Origin of the sequence: Lutibacter sp. HS1-25 (assembly GCF_004121075.1) — a bacterium.
Classification (GTDB): Bacteria; Bacteroidota; Bacteroidia; order Flavobacteriales; family Flavobacteriaceae; genus Lutibacter.
Map to the genome: position 1 here is coordinate 81223 of NZ_RHLN01000004.1, position 20637 is coordinate 101859.

The following is a 20637-nucleotide window of genomic DNA, read 5'->3' on the forward strand; positions in this document are numbered from 1 at the left end:
TTTAAAGTTATTATTGGTGTTCGATTTTTTTAGGTGAACCGGCTAAAAAATGAGGTTCGGAAATGATTGTTTGTTCAGAGTTTTCATTTATAAAGACTAATACAATATGATGTATGCCATTTGCTTCTCTTAAAAAAGTATCAGCATATCCTTTGTTTAATGTGCTGTTATTATTGTCTAAAAGTATGGTGCCCATTAAATAGCCATTTACACTATCTTTTCTAATTTCTATTTTTCCTTTTGAAGGAGTTTTTAATAATTTTACACCAAAATAATAATAACCTGATCCTAAGTCGATATTTTTAAATGAAATGGAACTGGTGTTTTTAATTGAAATAATTTTTTCTTTTGAAGTTTTTAAGCCTTCAACATGAAAAGCTTTTTTTGGTTTAAGTTGAATGCTGAAAGGCTGATTGATAGTAATTTTTTTAACCCCTTCAATAGTTTGTTGAACAGGTATAATAGTTCCATCTTCATTGTAATTTAATGCATCAATACAAACCGATCTTTGTGTCCAAGTTCCTTCACCATTAAATTCATCTTGTCTCCATGATGATAGTGCTGAAGTATGGTAAAAAAGGTATTCTTGTCCGTGATACTCAACAACGCCTCCGTGGTTAGATTGTGTCAATCTCCAAGGAACATAATTATGATCTTTTAATTTTGGACCATTTACAACATTAGAACCCAATTCAAAATTCATAGTTCCTTGATAGGTTAACGGACCTTTTGGTGAAGTACCAATGCTGTAATCAAGATTTGATTTTAAACGATTAGGATCGTTAGGGTTTTCTGGAGAGACCACATTGTTATATTTTGTGTGGTAATTAAAGTAATACACACCTTTGCGTTTATGCATCCAAGCGGCTTCCATAAAATTATTAGCACCAATATCAAGTTTAAACATGTTGCCTTTTATTTCGCGCATATTAGCTTCTAGAACACCCATTAATTGTTGGTTCCAATATAAATAGGCGATACCATCATCATCAATAAAAACGGCAGGATCTAGACCAGCTTTTTCAACACCAGTCATACGAGGATTGGTAATTTTAAATCGTTTGTACATACTATCACTTTCTGCTACTGCAACATAGCGGTCTATGGAGCCGTCAGACAAAACATTGCGCATTGGAAAATATAAGTAATAAACACCATTTCTATAAACAATGTCTGGAGCCCATATAGCCCAATCTTCATTTTTAGGTACATCAAAATCATCAATTCCTAAAATTTCACCGTGATCTATCCAAGTAACCATATCGTCGGTTGAAAATGCATGTATAGCATGCATGGTTGCATAACCACCACCATTTTCATGGTCAACTGAAGTCACCATCCATAATCGCCCGTCGGGCATTACTTTTGGAGCCGCATCAGCAGTGTACATATGCGTAATCACAGGGTTTCCGTAAGGATAAGGTTTTGTGTTTGTATTTTTCTTTTGAGAAAAGGATACACTTACACAAAAAATGGAGAGGAAAAATATTAAAGTTAATTTATTCATTTTAAGTTTTTAACAATTGTTTTTATGTTGTTTAAGTCTAATTTTTTATCTTTTGGATATGCATTTTTCAAAAGCCACCAATCTTCAGTAAAACTTACAATTTCTCCTGGCAAAATAGTTTCTATTGGGCCTATTGGTTCAATCTCACATTTTTCATTTTTATAATACCAAATAGATACCTGATTGCTTAAAACATCTCCATAATTCACATTTTTATCAGCCTCAAATTTTTTAATAAAAAGCAAGTCATCGGTTGAATTATACGCCAACCAACCTTGGTTGCTATCCATTACAAATTTTGGCTGACTAGGAGTTCCCAACATTTCTAAAATACCATCACGAACTCTTAAATTTTCTTCTTCTTTTGGGTTGAAATCTATAAATGTTGTTTGGTGTTGATACATTGCATAACCTTTTGGCAATCTGCTATTAGGGTTTAATGGTACCAAACAAATACCACCACCTTTGGCAAAAGTTCTGCTCCAGTGGGCGTATGTCTGAATTGTTTTACTTGTGTTTTTTATATGTTGAATACATTTTAAATGTGAAGAATCTTCAGCTAAAATAAAATCTCTAATTAATTGCACTTCCAATAAAGTATCTATCTGACTTGTTAATCTAGCTGAATTTTTACCCGTGATTTCACCATTCCATTTATTGTGAAAACTGTTTCTGTTGGGTGTTGTTTGAGCAGGGCCAATGTCAAATCGGCCACCACTTACTTCAAACTTATCCATTCCAGGTTCCCAAGTTATACCATTTAATAAAGGGTTTTCAAACAAAATATTTTTGCCATTTAATTCATAACTTAAAATTCTACCTCCAACATTTGGGTCTAAAATAACTTTTACAATTGGGTTGCTTAATTCAATACAATTGTTGTAGCCAAAGGCATTTACTTTTTTAATTACAACTTGTGAAAAACCGATGTTACATGTAAGAAATACGATGAATATGAAGGTTAAATATTTTTTCATTTTTTACTTTTTAATAGCAACCTTTGGAGCATTGTGAATTTCCATATTTTTAACCGTATCAAATTCTTCATTTACACAACGTTCTCCCCAACGTTCATACATAAACTTTAATGAATATATGTTTTGTGGTTCACTTCCTTTATCACCATAGGTTTCTGCCCAATTGTTTAATATGGTTCGTAGTTTATTTATTTCAGAGCTATAATTAGCATCGTACGCTAAGTTGTTGATTTCAAACGGATCGTTTTCTAAATCGTACAATTCTTCTTCGGGTTTTGTTGGTAACCAGTATTTTGCCTGAACGTCATTTAATTTCCCTTCATCAAACATTTTTTTAATATCTACAAATTCAGCTCTCCTGTCTCTATAAGCAGGCTGCGTGTAAGAGCGGTTTGGCATATAATTTTTAATGTATTTGTATTTATCAGTTCTTACAGCTCTAATTCGGTCTATAGAAAAATCACAACGGTCGCGGGTAGCAATAATAAAATCCCTTTTAAAATTGCTGTCAAACATATTTTGACCTTCCATATATTTAGGAATATTTATACCAGCCAAGGCCAATGACGAGGTGCCAATATCAATACCACTTACCAAATCTTCACGAACTGTTTGTTGTTTAATTTGAGAATCTTCACCAAAATAGGCAACAATTAAAGGAATTTGAATACCGCCATCATATAAAAATTGTTTGTGACGAATGCCTTTGTAACCGTGATCAGCAAAAAAGAACACATAGGTATTGTTTAGCAATCCTTTTTCTTTAAGTTGATTTATAATTTCTTCAACTTCAAGATCTGTTGCGCGTGCAGCATCATAATGACGAGCAAAATCTTCGTGAACTGAAGGAATATTTGGATAATATGGAGGTAATTGAACCAAACTTCTATCTATTGGTGTGATTTTATCTTTAATTTTATCATAAACCTGTATCAATCCTAATTTACCTCCTTCGAGTTGAATTTGTCCAAAAAATGGCTGGTCTGGTGATAATTTTCCTAACCAATCACCTGTTCCTGAAAAAGTATACCAAAAATCAGTTTGGATATCGTCTTCATATAATTTTTTGCGGTCGTAAATAAAATTGTAATCATCTTTACCATGGTTAAAAGTTTGATAACCATTTTCTTTAAAAACTTCAGGAATGGTTTTTACACCCTCAGGTAAAAAAATGGCATCTTCAACGGTTCTTGATGAATGGTGATTGTGAAGGCCAAAAGTAGTAGGCATAGTGCTGGTAATAAATGCTGAACGGGCAGCGGAGCAAACAGGGGCTGGGGTGTAAGCATTTTTAAACAAAACACCACTTTTAGCCAAATTGTCTAAAGTTGGAGTAGGGTTGATAGTTTCTCCATAACAGCTAAAAACAGGATTTAAATCTTCAACAACAATCCATAAAATGTTTGGTTGTTTAGATTTGTTTTCAACTGTTTTAACGTTTTTATTTGCGTTGCTACAGCCTACAATGTTAATTATTAAAATAATTAATGCGGTTTTATATAAATTGTTCATCTTAAAAAATAATTAGTACATCAAAATTAGTTCTACAACTGTTTTTGAAGTTGCTTAAATGGGTATAGTTTTGGTTTTTTTGTAAAATTCTAGTACTGTTTGGTTGTAATTAATAGCAAAATGTACTTTTTAGCTAAGAGTTTGCATTAAAAAGCAATGGGTTCTTGTAAGTGTTTATTTTTTTTGTAAAAACATCTTTTGCATGAATAAAAGACTGATAACATTGTTGAGGCCTTTGCTTGTTTTGAGCATTTTTTTAGCCTGTGACACCAAGCAAAAATCCGTTTCAGAATTAAAATGGGTAAATCCAATTTCTAATGGCATAAATAAATATGGGATGAAAGATTTCTTTATTTTTTATGAAGATGAAACCTTTTATTTAGTAGGTACAGAATATGCTGATCCTTTTAAAGGATATTTAGGGCCAAATTTATATAAATCAGATAATTTAAGTAGTTGGAGTACAGATTTTAAACTAATAAATACAAATCTAATTCCCGAAAATGCCTGGTATAAAGATGGTTGGTTTGCCCCAGAAATAGTGAAAATAAAAAACAAGTATTATTTTACATTTAATAACAGAAATAACGCCGAAAACCCATATCAAAAATTAGGTTTTGGAATTGCAGTTAGCGATTCGTTAAAGGGAGAATATGATATAATAAATAAAAATGCGCCTATAGTTTTAAGTAATCACGGGAGTTTGGTTGTTGGTGAAAACGAAGATGAAGTTTTTGTTGTGTACGAAATGGATAGTCGATTTTATATAGCTGAAGTTGATTTGGAACAAGGAAATTTAAAAAGCAAACCAATAGAGTTTTTAGGGCCAGAAACACTTCAGGATAACTTTAAATATTTAGATGCACCTCAAATTACAAAAATAGGCGATACCTATCATTTGATGTTTTCTCAATTTTATGGTGGGTATGTAGTGAAAATATATCATATGACAGCCAAGCACCCTACTGAGACTTGGCATTGGGATACAAATAATCCGATCTATACATTTTTAGAAGAGGAAGCTGATGAGGTGGTGAAAAATAAATATCCAACACCTCACGGTTATGCTCCGCCTACACAGGTGGTTTTTAGTAATCAGTTATTTAAAGGGGAGTTTGGACAGTATTTTATTGCGTATCACAGTTCTGAAAAATATTCAGAGCCTTATTTATGTGTTGAACCTGTTTCAATTGAAAATGAAAAATTGTTGATTCCAACAGCAAAAGATATACAACAAAAAATAAGTTTAAATGATTAGAGTTTTAATTTTTTTGGTAATAATTCTAAGGTGTTTTTTTGTAAATGCTCAAATAGTCACTTATCAACCAAGTTCAAATATAAGTAATGATAATCCCTATATATTTTCTTCACCATATTATAAAGTTCAAATAAGTCAGAATAATGAAATTAAAGATGTTTTTGTGTATGCAATGAATGCAATGCATATTACAAATAATTCTAAATCAACTTCTTGGGTTAATTTTTCTTTTGAAGGAACCATAAAAGTAAAAGTTACGGTTTTGAAAAAAAATGTTGATTTTGCACAAGTATTGCCGAGAAAGGCAAATATCAGCGTTGCTATTATTGGAGAAAATTCAATTGAATTTGAAATTTCAAAAGATGGATATTATTCGGTTGAATTTGAAAAAGGAATTTTTATAGAACACCCCTTGCTCATTTTTGCAAATCCTTTAGAAAAGGATGTTCCCAAAAAAAATGATCCCAACGTTATTTATTTTGAAGCTGGATATCACGAAATAGGAGATAAATATATGATTCCTTCAAATAAAACAGTCTATTTAGAAGGAGGTGCCTATTTAAAAGGACAATTTTTTGCTGAGAATGCTGAAAACATCAAAATCAAAGGACGTGGAATTTTATCGGGCGAAGCTTATAAAGCAAGAACTCACAATCACATGATTCGTGTTGATGATTCTGAAAATATTGAAATTGAAGGGGTTACAATTATCCATGCGCCAAGATATATGATTTCTTCTAGTGGAATAAAACATCACTTTCATCATATAAAAATGATGGGTTGGTGGTTTAGTACAGATGGTATTTCATCAGGTGAAAATAGTTTAATTGAAAATTGTTTTTTTAAAGTAAATGATGATGCTGTTAAGTTATACAGAAACAATATGGAGGTGAAAAATTGTGTTATTTGGCAATTAGAAAATGGAGCGGCTTTTATGATAAGCTGGAATGGAAGTGCCAATTTTGGTAATGTTAAAGTGCAAAATATTGATATTATTAGGGTTGAACATCATTGGGATAACGAAAATTTAGCGGTGTTTGCAGCCATACATGGAAGTAAAGCACATATTAGTAATTTTTTAGTAAAAGATGTAAGAATAGACAATGCTAATTGGCGCATGTTTCATTTAGTAACGCGTCCAAATAGGTGGGGTAAATGGGATCAAAATTTAGGTTCTCTTTCCAATTTTACATTTAAAAATATAACATATTATGGTGAGCAAAAGATACCAAGCTTACTAATGGGACACGATGTAAAGCATCCTGTTTATAATATAACTTTTGAAAATATTACAATAAATGGCAAAAAGATGTTGATTGAAAATGACTTTTTAATTGTAGACAAAAAAACAACGTCAAACATTAAAATAAAGTAGAATTGAGCATTTTTCTGTTGATTTTATATAAATGAGCAACAATAAAGAACAAATCAGAAGTTTTTTTGCGCAAGCAATCTTTATTTTTGAAACAAAATTAAGAATCCATTAAATATGAAATATCAAAATTTTATGAAAGCAGCCGTTATTGTACTTTTAGTATTGGTAGGTTGTAAAGAAAATCCAAAGAAAGAAGTTGCTTTAAAAGAAGCTGCTAATGAAAAACCAAATATCGTTTTTATTCTTGTAGATGATATGGGGTATGGTGATTTAGGTTGTTATGGTCAAGAAACACTAACAACTCCAAATATTGATAAGCTAGCGGCTGAAGGAATGCGGTTTACACAGCATTATGCCGGATCTACAGTTTGTGCTCCATCTAGAGCGTCATTGTTAACAGGAAAACATACAGGACATACTTCTGTAAGAGGAAATGAGCCTGAAGGACAATTGTTAGAAGATGATGAAATAACAATTGCAAAAATGTTGAATACAGAAGGTTATAAAAGTGCTGTAATTGGAAAATGGGGTGTTGGAAATCATCCAGAACCAAATGATCCTGCTCGTAATGGTTTTGAACATGCTTATGGTTATGTTAATATGTGGCATGCGCACAATTTCTATCCTGAATTTTTATATAGAGATGGTGTAAAAGAAATTCTAAAAGGAAATAAAACAGACTGGTCTTATGATTACGAAAAAGGTATGAAAGAAGGTACTGGTGTAGCTAAAGTTAAAGAAACCTATGCAATTGATAAATTGCAAGAAGATGCATTAAAATTTATAGCAGATAATAAAAGCAATCCTTTCTTTTTATATTACTGTTTAAATATACCACACGCAAATAATGAAGCAGGATATTTTACAGGAGATGGTATGGAAGTACCTAGTTATGGTGAGTTCGAAAGCAAAGATTGGCCAAATCCAGAAAAAGGTTTTGCTTCAACCATTAGAATAATTGATAATAGTGTTGCCGAAATTGAAGCTAAATTAAATGAATTGGGTATTGCAGAAAATACAATTGTTGTTTTTGTAAGTGATAATGGTCCTCACAATGAAGGTGGCCATGTATCTAAATTCTTTGATAGTAACGGAATATATCGTGGTGATAAAAGAGATTTATACGAAGGAGGAATTAGAGTGCCTTTAATTGTAAAATGGCCTGGAAAAATTAAACCAGGAAGTGTTGCTAATAATCCGGTAGCTACATGGGATTTTATGTCAACTTTTGCTGAAGTTGTTGGTTTAGATACACCTGAAAATACAGATGGAGTTTCATTTTTACCTACCCTGTTAGGAAATACTGAAGAGCAAAAAGAACATGAGTACCTATATTGGGCATTCTATGAGCAAGGAGGAAGACAGGCAATTAGAGTTGGTGATTGGAAGTATATTAAATTAAATGTAAGAGACCATACAGTTGATGTTGTTGAAGAATTATACAATATAAAATTAGATCCTTCAGAAACTAATAATGTTATTAAGGAAAATCCTGAAAAAGTTACAGAATTAAGTAGAGCTATGGAAAATGCTCATACAGAACATCGTATGTTGTCTCTTTTTTCTGATGAGATCAGTGCCGAATCAAAATTTCAAGAATAATGAAAATAGCTAAAATAATACATGCTTTTGTATGCTTAACTGTTATATCCTGTAATACAAAGCCAAGTCAAGCAGAATCAAGTACTGTAAAAGTCGATGAGCAAAATGTTCTTGAACTAGTAGCGCAAACACCACCAATGGGTTGGAATAGTTTTGATGCTTATGATTGCAGAATTAATGAGCAAGAATTTAAGGCTACAGTTGATTATATGGCAGAAAATCTGTTAGAGTACGGTTGGGAATATGCAGTAATAGATTATATATGGTGGCATCCAGAGCCTGGAAATTGGGATACCCCACGAAGAAAAGGACACCCAAATATTAGATTTAATGAAGACGGTAGTCCATTATATCCAGAATATACAACTATGGATGAATATGGTCGTTTATTGCCTTCGGTTGAGCGTTTCCCTTCTGCAGCAGGGGGGAAAGGATTCAAACCTATTTCTGACTATGTACATGCAAAAGGATTGAAATTCGGGATTCATATTATGCGTGGAATACATAGAGTAGCAACTTTTAATGATACTAAAATTATGGGAAGTACAGCTACAGCAAAAGACATTGCAGAACCTTTTGATACTTGTGGCTGGTGCAATCATATGTATGGAGTTGATGCAACAAAAGACGGTGCACAAGAATATTATAATTCACTATTCAATTTATATGCTCAATGGGGAGTGGATTTTATAAAAGCTGATGATACAATGTTTCACCCGTACCATGCAGGTGAAATTGAAATGATTCACAAAGCAATAGCACAGTGTGGTAGACCTATGGTCTTAAGTTTGTCTTGTGGAGAAGCACCATTGTCAAGAGCAGATCATTTGGTTGAAAATTCAAATATGTGGAGAGTTTCGGGAGATTTTTGGGATAATTGGGAATCTTTAGAACATAATTTCGACTTATTAAATTCTTGGTCTCCTTTTATTGGTAAAGGTCATTGGCCAGATGGCGATATGCTACCTATTGGGAAAATTTCACTTCAAGACAGGCCGCATGGTGTTGAAAGAATGTCAAATTTTACAGTTCCAGAACACTACACATTAATGAGTTTATGGTCAATTGCAAAATCACCTTTAATGATGGGGGGTGATTTATTAACAACTCCTGAAAGTACTATGCAGTTTTTAAAAAATGAAGAAGTACTTTATGTAAATCAACAAAGTGTAGATAATAGACAAGTAAAGAAAGAAAATGGACAGGCAATATGGATTGCTACAGACCCTGCAAATGGAGATAAATTTGTAGCTCTTTTTAATTTAAGTGAAAAAGAGCGCGATGTAAAATTTCGATTAGAAGATGAAGCATTAAGAGGTAGTTTTAAAGTCCGTGATTTATGGGAGAAAAAAGATGTTGGTGTTGTAAAAGATGAACTTTCTGCAAAAATCGAAAGTCATGGAGCAAAAATATTTCGCCTAACCAGTATAATAGAATAGTTTGTGTTTTAAGTTAATAAATGTAGTTTGATTTTCAGTTAAAAGCCCGTTAGTTTATTGTATTTATAGCTTACGGGTTTTTTATTCATAAAGACATTATGAAAAAATATTTTTACCTATATCTAGTAGTTTTAAGTGTAACCATTTCGTGTAAAGCACAGAGTAAATTTTTAGATGAAATTAGAGTTAGAGATCCCTATATTTTAGCTGATGTAAATGCCAAAAAGTATTATTTATATGTGCAAACAGCAAATAGATTAGATGATAATGATACTATTAAAGGTGTTGAAGTTTATGAAAGTAAAAATTTAAAGGATTGGACGGGGCCAAAAACAGTTTTTTCAGCATCAGAAAATCATTGGGGTAAGCGAATGATTTGGGCTCCCGAAGTTCATTATTACAACAATAAGTATTATTTGTTTGTAACTTTTACAGGTGATGAAATGCAGGAAAAAGAAGCAAATAAACCAGAACAATATCAAAGAGGAACTCAAATTTTAGTTGCTAACAATCCAGAAGGACCTTTTGAACCATTTTCAAATAAACCAACTACACCCGGTAATTGGATGAGTTTAGATGGAACATTATGGGTTGAAGAGGGAATTCCATATATGATATTTTGCCATGAATGGGCACAAATAGAAGACGGCACAATGGAAATTATTGAACTAAAAAATGACTTGTCTGAATCAGTTGGAGAACCACAAACTCTTTTTAATGCTACCGATGCAAAATGGGTAAAAAGTTTATCTTCAACTGGATTTAAATACCACGGGTATGTAACCGATGGGTGTTTTATATACAAAACCAATACTGGAAAATTATTAATGATTTGGTCTAGCTTTGGAGAAAATGGTTATGGATTAGGTCAATTAATTTCAGAATCTGGAAGTGTAAAAGGGCCGTGGAAACAAATAGATAAACTCATTTTTAAAGAAAATGGCGGGCACGGAATGATTTTTAAAACTTTTGAAGGAAAATTAATGATAGCCTTACATCAACCTAATAATGGCCAAAAAGAAAGAACGCAACTTTATGAGTTATTAGATAGAGGAAACTATTTAGAATTGGGAGATTTACAAAATTAATTTATGAGCAGATATTTTTTATTGATTTTGGTAGTTGTTGGGTTCAATAAAGTAATTGTTGGACAAAGTGTTAAGAGGGTTTACTTTAAAGATAGTATTCATAGTTTGGAGCGGGTGAAACCAAAAAAAATAACGACTAAAAGTTGTATTTCAATTGATCCACCATCAGATGCAATAGTGCTATTTAATGGTACTAATCTTGATGCTTGGGAAGGTGATTTTAGGTTAGATAATAATCATATTGTTGTTCAAAAAGGAGGGCTTACTTCAAAAGAAAAATTTAGAGATATTCAGTTGCATTTAGAGTGGAAAATAAACGATACGTTAATTGCTAACGGTCAAAAAGGTGTTAATAGTGGCGTTTTTTTAATGAATTTGTATGAAATTCAAATTTTAGAAAGTCATTTAAATGAAACTTATGCCGATGGGCAGGCTGGTGCAATTTATGGTCAATTTCCACCCTTAGTAAATGCTTCTCTGCCTCAAGGACAATGGAATAGTTACGACATTATTTTTAAAGCACCAGTTTACATTAAAGGTACTTTAATTGAGAAAGCTTCAGCTACAGTTTTACACAATGGTATTGTTGTTCAAAATAATCAGGAATTTGAGGGGCCAACTAAATATAAAGAAGTTACGTCTTACCCAAATGAACATCCAGAAAAAGGACCAATTTTTTTACAATATCACGGAGATCCAATAGAATATCGAAATATTTGGGTTCGTAAATTGGATGGAAATCCATAAGAAATCATCGTTTTTTTTATTTAAAAATTTATAAATACATTCAATTTAAATTCATTTCAATAAATGAAAAATCTTAATTATATCTCAATATTCTTATGTGTCATACAAATCACTTTTGTTTGCGCTCAAACCAAAAATGAAATTAATAAAATAACTTACCCTTATATTTTCAAGGCTGAAAGTAACCCAATTTTTACACACATACGAACTGCTGACCCAGATTGTCATGTTTGGAAAGATGGAAAACTTTGGGTATATACCTCGCAAGATCACGATTCTGATCCAGAGACCAAAGCTAAGGTAGGTCACGGTTATTCTAAAATGGATGGATACCATGTGTTTTCAACTGAAAATATGGTTGATTGGACCGATTATGGTGAGATTTTACACTCTAAGGATGTGCCTTGGGGATGTGATGATGGAGGTTGGATGTGGGCACCTGGCGCTACATATAAAAACGGAATTTACTATTTATATTTTCCAAGTATGAATAAAGAAATGGTTTGGAAAATTGGAGTCGCTACAAGTAAAAATCCGCAAGGTCCTTTTGTTGCAGAACCAACTTATATGGAAGGTACAAGTGGCATAGACCCTATGTGTTTTATTGATGATGACGGACAGGCATATTTGTATTTTGGAGATGCCCTGGTTGCCAAACTCTCTGATGATATGTTAACATTAGCCGAAGAGCCACGTAAAATTGATTATGGACATGACAATTTTAGAGAAGGACCTTATATGCATAAAAGAGAGGACGTTTATTACTATTCTTGGACCGACTGGAAAGATAAAGTAGATCAAGGTTATTATGCTATGGGTAATAGCCCATATGGGCCTTTTAAATACAAAGGGGCTGTGAATGCTAAAGCTCCTGGAGCTCAGGATCATCATTCAATTATTGAATTTAAAAATCAATGGTATTATTTTTATCACGTTGGAGATTACACAAATAAATTAGGTGAAGAAGGGCGAGGTTATAGACGGAATGTTTGTGTTGATTACTTGTATTACAATAATGACGGTACTATGAAAAAGGTCATTCAAACAGAAAATGGTGTACAGGAATTAATAAAATAAAAAACACTAAGAAATTTATTGATTTATAAAATTCATTTTAATAAGTATGAGATTTTGGATAATCAAACTCATAATTTTTTAACCCTTTGTGTTTGTTTTTAACAACTGTTCTATTAATGAAACCCAATCTTCAGAATAATTTAAACTAAATACGTTTTCTTTATTTTTACCAACAATTGTAAGTTTATCTTTAATTGAAAAAATGTGTTTGTTGGATTTTACCAGTTCAATTTCATCCAATTCTAATGAAATGTCTTCTCTGTTTTTAGCTGAAAAAACAATGCGTTTATTTGTAATTGTTAATTCGCCTTTTATCTTATTTTCTCCATCACAAAGTTTGGCTTCAGCACAGGTGATATCATACTCTTCCTTATTCAAATCATCAGATGAAATTGAATTAGAGTTTATTATATTCCTTATTATTTTTAAATTATCCCAAGACATAAATTAGATACGGTTTGATGTGTTGTTAATTGTTTGTTGAAAATTTAATTCCTAATTTTTAGAAATGCCAGCGCTTTTATATTGCGCTGGCTATCTATTTTACCACATTATTTTACAATTATTTTAAAACTTTTATATGGTTTGTCATCTACGTTTAAAACACAGATATAAAAGCCTGGTATCATTTGCTCAAACGACAATTCTTCAACATGTTCACCTGCTTTTACATTAGACTTGCTTGTTGTAAATTGTAATTGACCAAATGAATTGAATATTTGAATATTAACATTCGCTTGCTCCTCTATTTTGTAATATAGTTTTGCCGAATTATTTACAACAGGGTTAGGTGCAAATATTGCTGGTACTTCAGCATCATCGAATTTAATTTTATTGAAAAATCCATTTGGAACCCCGCTTGCAGTTTCTGAATCGTCTATAACATTTACATAAACTAGATATATTACAAAACCATCTTCTTTACCATCATCGGCTCCAAAAACTAACTGACCAGTTCCTACTTTTAGCGGATTGATATTGATATAATTGCTACCCAATGCCATATCTACAATTTCAGGATTGTAATTACCTGCCAATACTTGTATTGCATCACCATCTGGATCATTAAACATGTCAAACGGGTCAATGGTTACAGTACTATTAGAGGAAGCCATATTAAGTGTAATTACTTCGTATTTTGTATTAAATACAGGCGCTCTATTTTTATTAAGCACTTTAATGGCAATGGTATCGTTAGTAATATTTCCAACAGCATCTTTAAGCGCTACCGGAATTTTATAAAAACCTTCACTTTCATAATCTGTATTTACCGAAACTTGCGCTGTATTTTTTCCAATTTGAGTTAACTCGTATTCAATACCCTTTATATTTTCTTCTATTGAAATCGTTATTTCATCACCTTCAATATCTTCAAATAAATAATTGAAAACTTTAGATTCGGTTTCAACAATATTTAAAGTATCATTATAAATATTAGGATAAAACTTAAATTCTGGAGCTCCATTTACGTTTAAAGTTATTGCAACTTCTTCTTTTGAATTGTTGATGTCGTTTGATTTTGCAATAATCTTTCCAATATGCGTTCCTTTTCCTGCAATTTCAGGATTGATAGTTGCATTTACAGCTACAGTAGCACCTGCTGGTATTACACCTTCTAATGAGTCTAGCGTTAACCATTGGTTTTTGCCCGAAGCTGTTAATGGTCGTATTTTCCATATCATAAATTCACTTTGCGTATAGCCTGGGTACCAGTAGTAATTACCGTTACCGGTATAAACACCACTAAAACAGTTTTTTAAAATATTTTCATCATATGAATTATCAAAACCTAAATATTTATTAGTAACAGGATGTGTTATGATGATATAGAAATCTTCTCCTTCAGGAATAAAAAATGGTTTTTCTAAAGGAAAATAAATCCACTCTTCATCTACTTTTTTGTTTATTACAAATTGTTGCTCATAAACTTTTTCTCCATCTTGAGGCAGTTCACCACCTTTATAAACCATAATGGTTATTATTTCTTCTTTTTTATCAAAATACGAATAGCTTTTAATATGGGTAAGGCTAAAACCTCCTGCTGGTGCAGTAAATTTATTTGAAAAAGCCAAATCAGTTCCTGAAGTCCAAGGTGTAAAAACACCATCGCCTATATTTTTAGTATCTAATGCTAGTGAATCTACAGTAACTCTATCTTCAAATTCGTACTCTCCAACCTTATCTGAAATATAAACAGGTGCTGGTGTAGGATCTATATAAGGTACTGTTGCAGGTGCTAAAGTATAACGTAGATTTGTTTCGCCTTTGTTTTCAATATTAAAAGTATAAACTTCTTTTTCAATATTTGTTAAAGTATATTCTTGATTTTGTGCATCCCAACTAAAAACTGGAGAATCTACAATTGTAGCCTCAACAACAGTTTTAATACTTTGGAAATTTCCAATAAAGTTTATTACACCGTTTTGATTTTTATTTTCAGAAACAGTTATTTCGGCATAAATAGTATATGTATCCCAAGGATCAATACTTATTTTACTTAGCAATACACCCGAGCTGTTACGTATAATTTTATTTCCAGCTTCATCAAATAACGTTAAACTTTCTAATCCTTCAGCATTGATAGTTGCTATTTGTAAATTAGCATACCCTTTGTTTGATAAACTAATTTTTTCTCTTAGTTTTAAATTAGTTCTAAAAACAATTTCATTCCAAGCTATTGTGTCGGTAGCAACTAAAACAGGTGTGCCAGTAACATTTAATTCAACAGGAATTTCTAATGTTTTTTGATTTTTACTGTTGGTAACAAGCATTAAAGTATCTTGATATTTACCTGGATAAAAAATATCTTCAGCAGAAAGCGTTAAATTAAAAGCCGTTTTTTTTGTGGTCTCAATATTTCCATGTTGCGGTGGTGCTATTATAATTGAGGTATTATTTTTAATATTTGCCCACATCATTATATTAGCCTTTTGCTCTTCAATAAACTCGGTTCCATCTGGACTTTTAATACCATATTTTATCAAGCCGCCCCAAGTTTCAATGTCTCCGTAATGAAATTTAATATAACCATCTGCATCAATTTCAACCTGAAATGATAAAGTTCCAGGTTCTGAACTTGAATTTTGTCCTTTCATTTCATACCATTGAACAATCAATTTATTGTCTTTTATCTCATAGTTAATACCATCTCCATTGTCGTTGGTTTTTATACTTGACCATAAAGGAGCTATAACGCCATAAAATTTATCATCTACCCTAAATTCAAATTCTAAAGGTTCATTTTTTGGTTCTATTACTGAAATATATCCTTTTGAAGAAATCCAAATGGTATTGTAAGACTTGCCGTAATAAGGAAACTCAAATGGTAATTTAACAGAAGTGTATTTGTTTTGCGCTAACTCTAATCTGCCTTCTTCTAAATTTAAAACCTCCCATTTGTGAAATATTTTTAAAGCATCACTAAGTGACCAAGTGTAGCCATAATTATCAATGGCTTTTTTGTTGTTTTCTCCAATAGCTAAGCCAAATTCATTATTTGAAGCTGCAATGTGTTTGCTATTTTTAAAAACATATTCTAAGCCAACAGTATTACTTGTATTGGTTATGTTAAACGGAATTGTTGTTTTTTCTCCACCAGCTAAATTTACAGCAATTGGCAACGTTAAATCAAGCGTATATTTAGCATCTTCTAAACCTTTTGCAGTAACAATTGCTTTGTAAAGTGATCCATCTTGAAAAACAACAGAAATTTGACCAAGTAATTCATTGGAAGCAGTAGGTGTAAATTTTACAGGAATCATAACATTAGATATGCCTTTTACCGCTATTGGAAACAAAGAATTATCTACGGTAAATTGTGATAAATTCACTGAAGCTGAAGTTAAATTAATAGTCTCTGCACCTTTATTTTCAATTTTTAAATACCTTGTTTCAGATTGTCCAATAAATACAGGTTCTTTAAAGTTTAAAGAATCTTTAACTGTAATTTCAGAAGATCCTAAAACATTGATAGTTAATGGGATGCTTTTTGATTTGCTTATTGTATTGTTGTAAACCAAAATAGTGTCTTTATAAGTTCCTGCTGTAAAACCAAATGATTTAGGGTCAATATTTAATTTAACCGTTTCAGCATTGTTACTTAAAATAATACCATTTAATTTACTTGCTTCGCTAATCATAGAAATAGAACGATCTGGTGTAAATCTCACAACAAATCCATTGTTTATTTGAAGGGCGTCACCATAATCTCTAAAAATAAGACTATCCGCAGTTTCAATACCTTGCATAAAGATTTTGTAATCTTTTCCATTGGCTAAAACATTGACATCTTTATAACGATATTCTACAGTTCCATCTTTAAATAAAACCACCTGATATTTTACACTTTCGCCATAGGTAGCAAAGCCTTTTGAGCCAGATTTATAAAGATCACAATTAAAAGTAAACACCATTCTATCTCCAAAAGTATGATAGGTAAGTTCTTTTACGTTTAAAGGCTCTCCTTGTATAATAAGCGGTGTCATTGCTCTATAACCATACAATTCAATATTACCCAGTAAATCAATATTTAAAGATGCTATTAGCTGGTTGAAAAAAGGAAATTTCATTCCAAGTTGAATGGTGTTTCCTAAAGATTCTCTAGAGATTGTAGTTCCAAATGTTGAAATATCTTCCCAAGCATTTGCAATTGGTCCACCTAGATCTAAAGAAGAACTAATTGTGTAATTTATTTTTTTAGGAAGCAGTCCAGTTCCTTTGTTAACCAAACTATAATGATTTAGGTTATAGTTTAAAGCAGCACCATCAGTATTGTTAGCAATGGTTAAAGTAACAGGGATTTTATCGCCATAATTTACAGTTATATTTGCTGAAGATAAACTTAGGTCCATACTAGGACTTTTTTCACTAATAATACGCAGTGAAAATGGTAAATCGCCAATATTGGTATTTAGTACAACCTTATCATTTAAAGTTCCTTCAGTACTTGGAGTATATTTAAATGGAATATTTCCAAAATCTGTAGGTTTTACAACTAAGGTATCTGTGTATATTTCTGTATTACCAGCATTTAAAACAGTGTATCCATAAACTTCAAAGTTTGCCAATCCTGTATTTTTAACTGCCAATTCTAAGTTATTTTCTTCATTTGCAAATGCATCAAATTCGGTTAAAGTGGTATTATCTACAACAGCAATTTGTCCTTCAACCTTTAATTTTAATTCAATATTTACAACTGGTTTATGAATATCGTTAGTAACAATACCTATTGAAGCCAAATGATTTCCGTTTGTTAAATTATTTGCATCAACAGTTATATTTACATTTTGATTTGATTTTTCGGGAATTTCACCATTATTAGGATCTAAAAAAGCATAAGAACCATCTTCTCCAGTACTAAAAGCTCTAAGCATTGGAACAACAGATCTAAGTGCTAAATTTACAGCTTGTTCATAGCTTCTTCCGTTGTCTCTTGACATGATAAACCTATCATTAAATTCACCGCTATCAAATTGCATCAACAAAGGTGTTTGCATTTCTTTAGGAAAATGCAGTACGACCCAAAAAGATTCGTTATCCAGAAATTTTTGAGGTTTGTAAACTGGAATTCTATAATATTTTAATTGATTAATTGTATCAGGATAATACTCTTGAAAATAAACCGTTTCGGCTTTTAGCATATCATTTCTAGAACCCTTTTTAACTTCAATTGTAATATGAAATTCTTTTGTTTCAGGCAACAATGCAACTTCAAGATGCGTTAAATTAAATGAATAATCGTAAGGAATGTCAAATCTAGTCGCAAAGATTAATCCAGCGTTAGAGTTACCAGTACCAGCTAAAAATGCAGGAACTGTTTCATTTTCATAAGATAAACCAGCTACATATTCGGTAGTGTCATTTTCCCAATGTTCATTAGCCAATATTGAGCTTCCGGCCAATTCAGCATCTGTTAAATATCTAACCGCTTCAAAAGGAGTACCTAAATCGGTATTGTTTGAAGGTGTTTCAGGATTTAATGATTTGTAATCTAATTTTGCAACGGTTGAAGTTGCTTCAAGCTCTCTATAGTAGGTTTCGTTTGAAATTAAACTTTCCCAGTAAATAATCCCTTCTGAAATATTTGAAAATGTTACAGGAACATTGGCTAACGGATTGTCATTTACATTGATTGTTAACTCAATACTTCTAGTTGATTCCATAAAATGAGGTTCTTTAGAAGTGGTTACAGCAAGCACATTAGAAATATCTGAAACATTTTCGAACTGATCTAAAGATTTAACTGCAAACCAATAATTGGTTTCTTTTATTAAGCCACCAATATTAATTTTAAAAGTTTCGCCAGTTTCTACGTTATTATCAATTAAAAATAATCCTTGATTTTCAAAATTTGATGCAGTTATAGGTTCTTCACCTATGGCCAAATAATAGCTACTTGGGCTAAAACCATCTTCATCATTTGGTACTGTCCATGCCAAGCGAATTTCATTATGAAAATTTTCACTAGCTCTTAAATCGGTTACAGCATCTGGCGGAATTCGGTTGTCATCAATAAGTGCTTTTTCAGCATTTAAAATACCTTTACCATATTTGCTATTGTGTATAAATCTAAAAGGTGTTGTAGAGTTTAAAATGATTCTTCTTAAATCATCTGGAGTAAGGTTTTCATTTCCAATTTTAGAAAGAATTAAAGCTGCAACCCCAGAAACATGCGGACAAGCCATTGAAGTTCCTTCCATATAACCATACTGATTGTCTGTAAGCGTACTTAAAATTCCGCCTTCTTCTCCAAAGTTTGTCATATCACCACCCGGAGCAGCAATATCTACCCAATCTCCAAAATTGGTGTAAGGTGCAGGTAAACCTGTAGGGCCAGTTGAAGATACCGCAATAACTTCTTCAAAAGCACCTGGGTAACGAGTTGATTCTATACCATCATTTCCAGTAGCAAAAAAAAGTATTCCACCTTTCATAGGGCTACCAGGATATTGACCAGCTTCTTTTATAAAATATCTAATTGCATCAAGTACTTCAGGCTCATAGTAATTATCTCTATTGTATCCCCAAGAGTTTTGAGAGATTACGGCACCATTATCTGCGCCATAAACAATAGCTTCGGCAAAATTTAATCCACCACTACTTCTATAATCAAATACCTGAGTAGACATTAATTTAACGCCATTTCCTGAACCATCACCACCAGCAACACCCGAAACACCTATGCCGTTATTACCAACAGCACCAACGGTACCTGCAACGTGCGTACCGTGATCTCCAGGAGTAAGTGGACCTGGAACATTGAAATTTGTTCCGTAAAAATCGTCTATATAGCCATTTTGATCATCATCAACACCTTCTTCACCGTTAATTTCAGCATCGTTAGTCCACATATTGGCTTTTAAATCTTCGTGGTTAAAATCGATACCTTGATCTACAACTGCAACAATAATATTTGAACTTCCTGTTGTTGTTTCCCAAGCTTCAAATAAATTGATGTCAGAACTAAATTCTCCAAAACGGTCGTTACTCTCATAATGCCATTGATCTTTTAAATAAGGATCATCTGTTTCTAAAAGGGTTTGACTATTATTTACACTGTTTTTTTTAGGTTCAGGTTTAAAAATAACGGGTTTTTTATTGCCGTCTATTCTTGTTTTTTTGTAAATAGGTTTTATGATTTCTATTTCATTTAAACCTTCATACTGACGCATAACTTCGTTTGCAGATTTGGTGCTGTCAAACTCTACTTCATACCATAAATGAAGTCCATATTTTCTATGTTTTGCTTCAAATTTAGGAGAAAAAGGAAATACCCTTTTTATTTTATAAATACCAATTTGATTGCTAACTTTATCTACATTTTGCAACCCAACTTCTTTGGTTTCAGTTTTACCTTCAACAACTTTTACACCTTTGGCTTTGATAAGAGATTCTTGCTTAAATTTAAGTCTTATTTTACCTTTAACAAAATCATCTTCAGGGTTATCTGTAACTTGGGCATTTAAAATACCAAAGTGAAGAATTCCCACCAAAAGAAACATGTATATTTTTATTTTTTTCATTTTTGTCATTTTTTTAATCTAGCATCACACAAAT

The 20637-nt window shown here is 32.0% G+C and carries 12 protein-coding genes; 7 read left to right on the top strand and 5 right to left on the bottom strand.

All coding sequences use genetic code 11. The features are described from left to right. Positions 1–10 precede the first annotated feature (10 nt). The 3 genes from EC396_RS03130 to EC396_RS03140 are packed head-to-tail and all read right to left on the bottom strand — an operon-like array spanning position 11 to position 3996. Positions 11–1507: a family 43 glycosylhydrolase gene (locus EC396_RS03130; protein ID WP_129365246.1), complete on the bottom strand. Its 1497-nt coding sequence runs from the start codon at positions 1505–1507 to the stop codon at positions 11–13. After that, positions 1504–2484 carry a hypothetical protein gene (locus tag EC396_RS03135; protein WP_129365247.1) on the bottom strand — a complete coding sequence of 327 codons (981 nt, stop codon included), beginning with the start codon at positions 2482–2484 and terminating at the stop codon, positions 1504–1506. Before EC396_RS03135 ends, EC396_RS03130 begins: the two co-directional genes overlap by 4 nt. A 3-nt stretch (positions 2485–2487) precedes the next feature. Next, the gene (locus EC396_RS03140; protein ID WP_129365248.1) at positions 2488–3996 is read right to left on the bottom strand and encodes a sulfatase; all 1509 of its coding nucleotides are present in this window, start codon (positions 3994–3996) and stop codon (positions 2488–2490) included. 202 nt (positions 3997–4198) lie between these two features. Here EC396_RS03140 and EC396_RS03145 point away from each other — a divergent pair, with 202 nt between their 5' ends. The 7 genes from EC396_RS03145 to EC396_RS03175 all read left to right on the top strand — a co-directional run bounded on the left by EC396_RS03145 (position 4199) and on the right by EC396_RS03175 (position 12582). Further along, positions 4199–5254: a family 43 glycosylhydrolase gene (locus tag EC396_RS03145; RefSeq protein WP_129365249.1), complete on the top strand. Its 1056-nt coding sequence runs from the start codon at positions 4199–4201 to the stop codon at positions 5252–5254. Then, the gene (locus tag EC396_RS03150) at positions 5247–6629 is read left to right on the top strand and encodes a hypothetical protein (RefSeq protein WP_129365250.1); all 1383 of its coding nucleotides are present in this window, start codon (positions 5247–5249) and stop codon (positions 6627–6629) included. Before EC396_RS03145 ends, EC396_RS03150 begins: the two co-directional genes overlap by 8 nt. Before the next feature lie 114 nt (positions 6630–6743). Continuing rightward, on the top strand, positions 6744–8231 hold the full coding sequence (locus EC396_RS03155) for an arylsulfatase (protein WP_129365251.1): 1488 nt from the start codon (positions 6744–6746) through the stop codon (positions 8229–8231). Beyond that, complete coding sequence (locus EC396_RS03160; RefSeq protein ID WP_129365252.1) at positions 8231–9670, top strand: glycoside hydrolase family 27 protein; 1440 nt, start codon at positions 8231–8233, stop codon at positions 9668–9670. Before EC396_RS03155 ends, EC396_RS03160 begins: the two co-directional genes overlap by 1 nt. A 98-nt stretch (positions 9671–9768) precedes the next feature. Beyond that, positions 9769–10758, top strand: coding sequence for a glycoside hydrolase family 43 protein (locus EC396_RS03165; RefSeq protein WP_129365253.1), 990 nt, complete (start codon positions 9769–9771; stop codon positions 10756–10758). Positions 10759–10761: 3 nt separating this feature from the next. Continuing rightward, positions 10762–11505 (top strand): DUF1080 domain-containing protein, encoded by a 744-nt coding sequence (locus tag EC396_RS03170; RefSeq protein ID WP_129365254.1) that lies wholly within the window; start codon positions 10762–10764, stop codon positions 11503–11505. Positions 11506–11568: 63 nt separating this feature from the next. Beyond that, a complete protein-coding gene (locus EC396_RS03175; protein WP_129365255.1) occupies positions 11569–12582 on the top strand; it encodes a family 43 glycosylhydrolase in 1014 nt (337 codons plus the stop codon). Between the two features lie 78 nt (positions 12583–12660). On the opposite strand, the gene EC396_RS03180 is transcribed toward EC396_RS03175, so the two are convergent. Next, positions 12661–13026: a hypothetical protein gene (locus tag EC396_RS03180; RefSeq protein WP_129365256.1), complete on the bottom strand. Its 366-nt coding sequence runs from the start codon at positions 13024–13026 to the stop codon at positions 12661–12663. Between the two features lie 107 nt (positions 13027–13133). Beyond that, positions 13134–20603 (bottom strand): S8 family serine peptidase, encoded by a 7470-nt coding sequence (locus EC396_RS03185; RefSeq protein WP_164975191.1) that lies wholly within the window; start codon positions 20601–20603, stop codon positions 13134–13136. Positions 20604–20637: the final 34 nt, after the last annotated feature.